Here is a 6,000-nt window from a genome sequence, read left to right as displayed (position 1 = left end):
GCCGATCCCTGTGGTGCCGACGACGACCTTGTAGGTGACCGAGGTGCCGACGCCGATCTGCTCGGCGCTGGCGGTCTTGTCGTAGACGTGCGTGACGCCCCAGGTGCTGATGTCCTGCTTCTCGGCGTGACTGGTCACCGCACAATTGCCTTCGGCGGCGGCGGTGCCGGAACCGAGTGCGACACCGACACCGGCCACCACCACAGCGGTGGTGGCGACGCCGGCGGCGAGACGTGAAGTCCGGATCATGATTTTCCTCCAAGCCCCGGCGAGTCGGCCGGGACGATTGTTGTCGACTGGTCCGTCACGACACGGTGACGTGCTGTGCCGGACCGCTGTTCGCCGGAACGGGAAAGACAGCCGTTCCGTCGAAGATTCGGGGGTGTCATCGGCTGGATGCGTGGACGCGGTGAGCTGTCATCGGGCGTCGTCCCACATCCGCAGGAAGATCTCCGCGCCGCGGAAGACATCGGCCATGACCTCCGGGCCGCCGAGAATCCGGACCGCCTCGAGCCAGTCGGCGTAGGACCCGTAGGTGGCGGTGCCGTCGGTGTTGAAGTCGAATGTGCGCTCGCCCCAGCGCTCTCGATCGAAACTGACCTGTCCGTCGTGCGAGGTGAACGGATACCGGATCGTGCCCGGTCCAGGAGCGGCGCCTTGGCCTGCGATGCCGTTCATGTCGGAACCGAAGCCGAAGCCGAACTCGCCGCTCGGGCGGGGCATGGCGCGGGCATCGCGCCACGCCCGGACGAAGGTCGCGGGTTCGCTGGCGTAGGGCACGGCGAAACCGCCCGCGGCATAGACCCGCGCCGTGGTCTTTTCCGAGTCCCAGCCGTGGGAGGACACGACACCGGAATAGCCGCGCTGTTCGATGATGGACATGACCCGGTCGGCGGTCGCCTCGCTCAGATGATCGACCTCGATCAGGAATCCGTGGTCGATCATCCGATTGATCAGATAGCTTCCCAGGTCGGTCAAACCGCGCGCATTACAGTGCGGTCCCGCCGGATACAGGGGGAGTGGGGCGCCCCCGATCAACGGTCCGGCGAGGTTGGCGAGGAACTGATTGATGTGCCCGGCGATCGGTATCGAGGGCTGGGTGCTGTCGTGTTCGGGGCCGGGGCAGGCCTGCACATTCCAGAAGGTGCCGGTCTGCATGAAGTTTCCCGCGTTGACCAGCAAGCCGGTGACGTCGTGATCCATTTTCGTGCCGCCGAACGCATTGTCGAACTTGTGCACCGGGAAGAAGCTGCTGACGCCGATGTTTCGCAGCTCGGCCAACCAGCGATCCACGTCCGCCCGCGTGCATTCCGGCTGACCGAGAAAGACTCCGCACCCCAACGGATCGGACAGTTCCATGCCGAGGACCACGGCGAGTTTGCCTGCCTCGGCGATCCGGCGCGCTTCGCCCGGATCGGTGGCGATGCGGAAGAAACCCTGCCCGGGCCCGCCGGCTTGGGCATCGATGTAGTCCTGCAGGGCGCGCAGCCCCGCCGCCTGGATGCGCACCGAGGCCATGTCGTCGCACGGGTTTCGGCGGTCGGTCATCATCGTGCACAGCGACTCGTTGTCCACGAGGTCGACGGTCATCACGCGCAGCCCCGCCTTCCATGACCGCTCGATGCTGGTCCAGTAGGCACCTTCGGTGGTGAGTACGGAGGGCTTGGGCCAGTCGCGGAAGGTGGGCCACCCGGCGGTGTCGGAGACGTGGAACGGTTCGCCGTGGTCGAGGAAGTCGGCGATCAGACCGTTGGTGCCCGTGCGGTACCGAGCGCAGTCGGGCAGCGCGTACTCCACCCCGTAGGGGTGCCAGGGACGGCCGCAATGGAAATTGCCGCCCATGAATTCGAAGGCGGTGATGTGCGCGTGCGCGTCGATGGTGCCCTGGATGGGACCGTTCGTGGCGCCGGGCCCCGGCGTGCCGGTGGCGCCGGACCGAGCCTCGGGAGATTCCGCGCAGCCGGTGTCCGGGGTGAAGGTGGCGGGCGAGGAGGTTCCGGTGGCGGTGTTGCTGATCGTGAATCCGCTTGCCCCGGAACCGTCCACCGTCCATACGGCGGCGGCGGAGGGCTCCTGGGCCGGCCGGATCGTGGACGCCGATGCTTCCAGAACCTCATGATCGCGCCCATAGAGCAGGTACTCGCCGAGCGTGGTCGCACGCATTCGATACGGGCCCGCCGCCGGGACCAGCGGACCGGCCGGCGTGTCGATCCGAAAGCAGCCGTTGACCAGCGAATAGCGGGTCTGTCCGGGGTCCGCGGTGGCGGAACCCGGACTGGACCCGGCCAGGCCCGCGGCGACCAGGGCTGCGGCGGCGAGGATCGTCGCCGGCCGCCTCCTCGTGCGGATGGTGGTGGAACGCAAGACTTCTCACTTCTGAAATAGTGATGTTTCACTTTAGGCGCAGCCGGTGCCCACGGCGGCGACGGTTGCCCGTCGCCGCGCGCCCGTCGCCAAAATACTATGGCGCATAGTTTTTTGGTGGCGGTTTCAGATCATGGCCAAAAACGCTGCCGCCGAGCCGAGCCCGACCGCGAGCACCGCCGTCGCCGGCACCAGCAGCATCGTCCCCGCCAGTGCCCAGGCCGCCCGGCGCCGGGACGCCGAACGGAACTTCGGTGCGGCGCCCAGACAGGCCAACCGCATCGCCAACGAATCGTGGGTCGGATCCACCGCCGACATCGACATCGGGGCACCGTGAACGGCCACGGCACGCAGCGCGGAACCCAGCGACTGCGGATCGGTCCGGGTCGCGGCGGCTCGATCGGCGGCCAGTTCGACGAGTGTCGTCAGCGCCGACGGCGCGGCGGCGAACAACGGAATCCGAGGAAAGGCGCCGGCGAGCACCTGGCATACCCCGAGGATGTGATGGTGGCGGCCGCGCAGATGCGCGTGCTCGTGGGCGAGCACCGCACGCCACTGCGCTCGGGTCAGGCACCGCGCGAGCCCGTCGGTGACCACGACGTACCCGCCGTGTCCGGCGACGCTATACGCCATCGGCACCGGATGCTCGAGCCACACCACGCCCGCCCCGCCGGGGTCGGCGCGGCCGAGCACCCCGATCAGCTCCGCGTGCCGTCGGCGCCGCGCCGACGCGTGCCGACGGTGAACGACGGCGACCCGGGCCACCAGTCCGGCCGGCACGATCAGGCCGCATATCGCGGCGGGCATGATCAGTTCCGCGGTCCAGGTGATGATCATCGGCTCGACCTCGGCCAGGCTGCGCGCCAGGGCGCCCACCCGGGAGTTTCCCGGCGGGTCACCCGGCCATGCCAGCGCGGCCAACGCCAGCATGCCGAGCCCGATCGTCGCGGACATCGCACCCACCCAGGCCACGATTCCCACCACGGGCGCGGCACCGAAGTCGATACGGAGCAGCACCGCCGGCGCGACCAGCGCCAGCATCGTTGCAGCCGCCACCAGCGCGATGAGCAGGATCATGGACCGCCCTCGCCGGCGGACAGTCCCTGCCGCAAGGCTTGGATCTCTCGCTCGCTGGCGGTGCGGGCCAGGTGCAACAGCGCGCCGGGCGCGTCCGGGCTGGCATCGAGGATCTCACGCAGCAGATCGGTGGTCGCTTCCGCCCGGGAACGACTGGGGCGATACCGGTAGCGCCGACCGATCTTCTCCCGCCGAACCCAGCCCTTCTCCCAGAGGTGCGTCACCACCGTCAGGACCGTGGTGTAGGCGGGGGTCCGTTGCTCCCGGCCGAGCCGGTCGACCAGATCGTGCACCGACAGCGCGTCCGGAACGTCCCACAGCACCGCCATCACCTGGTTCTCCAGCGTTCCCAGGCCTTTCACCATCGCCCCAATCCCTCTCACCGCCGCGCTATCGCCATGACCACCGATACCGCAGGCACAACATACTGGCCGCTACCGATTCCGGTGACCTACTCGGCCGAATCGCCGGGAACGACGATCGGCATCGAGTGCCCGTGCGTCCGGGTCGGCATCGCGCCACCTGTGCGCCGGTGTGTCGGCTGTCCGGAGCTTTCCGGGCTCCAGGCGTGGGGCCGCGGCGGACGTGTCCGAGCGTGGTCGACCTCCGCTACCGCAGCTCGGTACGCGACATCAATGCGGGCAGGGGATGGGCCCCGAAAGCGACCGGTCGGTTGTAAAGCGCTGTGGTGGAAGGGATTCGGACGCAATCCAGCAGAACGGCGGCCGCGAATACCCTGTGATCGCTTCCATCCCGGCAGGAACGGAGTCGCGGAATGCTCGGAATTCTGTTGCAGCTGGCGGTATTGGCGCTCTTCGTCGCCGTCGCGGTGGGGATCTTCGTACTGGGGGATCGGGTGCGGCCCGAATCATGGCGGCACGACGATGATTCCGGTGCCGGGTCGATGACACTGGACATGGTCAACATGTTCTTCGCCGCCATCGTGGCGTTCGTGGTGGTGATCCTGTGGCAGCAGTTCGACACCTCGCACGCGCACACGGTGTCGGAGGGCAAGGCCCTGGTGAACGTGTACGAGTCCGCGAACAGCATGCCCGAGCCGGATCGGGAGAAGATCCAGGGCCTGGTCACCGCCTACACCCGGCAGGTGATCGACGAGGAGTGGCAGGTCATGGACGAACAGCGCCGGCTGAGCGCGTCGACCCAGGCGACTCTGGATGAACTGCGGGAGACCGTGGACGCCGTGCCCGCCGGCACCGCCGACGCGAAGGCCGTCCAGGACGAGACGGCCACCGCCGTCGCGGCGATCACCGATGCCCGCTTCGACCGTGGCCTCGACGCCGGCTACCGGTTGCCCGGGTTCCTCTACCTCGCCTTGTGGTTCGCGACCGCCATGCTGCTGTTCGGCACCGTCTTCTCCGGTGTCGTGGTCACCAAGCGCAGCATCCTCATGACCGGATTGTTCGGCCTGGTGATCGGTGCGGTGATTCTGGCTGTCTACCAACTGGATCAGCCGTTCGCCGGCGGGAATCACGTCGCCAAGGACGCCTACGAACTCGCGCTCGCGCGCTTCCAGGACCTCGCCGCGGAACAACCCGCCGGCGGCGAAATTCCTCGTTGACCGGGGCACACGGCGATCAGTACTGGGCGATCGGAGGCACGGTGGGCGGGATGCGAACAGCGGTACGAGGATCGATGGCGTTGTCGGTGGCCGCGGCTGTGCTCGCCGTTCACGCTGCACCGGGTGCGGCTGCCCCGGGACTCCCGACCATCGACGAGATCGTCAGCGGCAGTGCGGCTCCGGGTACCGAGGCCGCGCCGGGCGACGGACCAACCGGTGGGCTGGAGCTGGGGCTCGGCACCGGCAGCGGCGCCGCGAGTGAGCCGGGCTGGTCGGCGGCATCGACCGGCAGTGCGGCGGGGATGCTCCCGAATCCGCCGGTCGGGCGAGATCTCGGTCTCGGTCCGGGATTTCCCGGCGGCGCCGGCGGCGACCACGCGATGACCGATTCGAGCGGGGTGCCCGGGGCAGCCGAGTCCTCGCTCGATCCCGCACCGAGGACTGCCGTCGCCGGCCCGGGCACGCTGGGCGGTCTGCTGCTCCCCAACCCCGACTTCGTGCTTCCCGCCTGTGTCGGCAGCGCGGCGGTCGGCAGCGCCGCGCTGGGGTCCGCGATCGTCACCGGCAGCGGCACGGGGTCGAGCCTGATCGGCGTCGGTTCCAGCGGACTCGTCGGCTCGGGCTCGGCCGGTGCGGGCAGTGCGGCGGTCGGCAGCGCCGCGACCGGCAGCGCCGTGCTGACCTGCCTGCTGTTGCTGCCGGTCCCGGGTGCGCCGGAGCCCGGCATCCCGCTGGCCATTCCGCCGGACCCGGTGGTGGCGCCGCCTGTCGTCCCGGTCCCGGTGCGACTGCCCGAGGTGATCCCCTCGATCCCCGCGGCGATTCCGCCGCCGGCGCTGTCGTCGCCCCGGGTCGACTACGCCGCACCTATGCAGGCGCCGCCCGCGGCTCCGCTCACCGCGCTCCAGGTGATGACGGTCATGATCGTCACGATCATCGCAGGCGCGCGTGCTCGCCTGCGTGGCCGATAGAGGCCGTAC

At 69.2% G+C, this 6,000-nt stretch carries 5 protein-coding genes and 1 pseudogene; 2 read left to right on the top strand and 4 right to left on the bottom strand.

From position 1 onward, the window contains the following. The 4 genes and pseudogenes from ACIO52_RS20815 to ACIO52_RS20800 all read right to left on the bottom strand — a co-directional run. Nucleotides 1-249 (bottom strand): annotated as a pseudogene (locus ACIO52_RS20815) (hypothetical protein); the annotation flags it as partial. Nucleotides 250-417: 168 nt separating this feature from the next. Then, complete coding sequence (locus tag ACIO52_RS20810; RefSeq protein ID WP_402645930.1) at nucleotides 418-2,364, bottom strand: peptidase; 1,947 nt, start codon at nucleotides 2,362-2,364, stop codon at nucleotides 418-420. 126 nt (nucleotides 2,365-2,490) lie between these two features. Further along, nucleotides 2,491-3,441 carry a M56 family metallopeptidase gene (locus ACIO52_RS20805; protein WP_402645927.1) on the bottom strand — a complete coding sequence of 317 codons (951 nt, stop codon included), beginning with the start codon at nucleotides 3,439-3,441 and terminating at the stop codon, nucleotides 2,491-2,493. Continuing rightward, entirely contained in the window at nucleotides 3,438-3,803 is a 366-nt protein-coding gene (locus ACIO52_RS20800; protein WP_218718129.1) for a BlaI/MecI/CopY family transcriptional regulator, read from the bottom strand. Before ACIO52_RS20800 ends, ACIO52_RS20805 begins: the two co-directional genes overlap by 4 nt. A gap of 413 nt (nucleotides 3,804-4,216) precedes the next feature. Here ACIO52_RS20800 and ACIO52_RS20795 point away from each other — a divergent pair, with 413 nt between their 5' ends. Continuing rightward, a complete protein-coding gene (locus ACIO52_RS20795; RefSeq protein ID WP_402645925.1) occupies nucleotides 4,217-5,020 on the top strand; it encodes a DUF4239 domain-containing protein in 804 nt (267 codons plus the stop codon). A 74-nt stretch (nucleotides 5,021-5,094) separates the two neighbouring features. Then, nucleotides 5,095-5,991, top strand: a complete 897-nt coding sequence (locus ACIO52_RS20790) for a hypothetical protein (RefSeq protein WP_402645922.1) — start codon at nucleotides 5,095-5,097, stop codon at nucleotides 5,989-5,991. Nucleotides 5,992-6,000: the final 9 nt, after the last annotated feature.

The sequence above is a fragment of the Nocardia sp. NPDC087230 genome (assembly GCF_044744725.1).
Classification (GTDB): domain Bacteria; phylum Actinomycetota; class Actinomycetes; order Mycobacteriales; family Mycobacteriaceae; genus Nocardia; species Nocardia canadensis.
This window is presented reverse-complemented; position numbering and strand designations above follow the sequence as displayed.

What these genes read in the sequence shown, in the direction of transcription:
- ACIO52_RS20790 (WP_402645922.1), top strand. Translation starts at nt 5,095, where the DNA reads ATGGCGTTGTCGGTGGCCGCGGCTGTGCTCGCCGTTCACGCTGCACCG.
- ACIO52_RS20795 (WP_402645925.1), top strand. Translation starts at nt 4,217, where the DNA reads ATGCTCGGAATTCTGTTGCAGCTGGCGGTATTGGCGCTCTTCGTCGCC.
- ACIO52_RS20805 (WP_402645927.1), bottom strand. Translation starts at nt 3,441, where the DNA reads ATGATCCTGCTCATCGCGCTGGTGGCGGCTGCAACGATGCTGGCGCTG.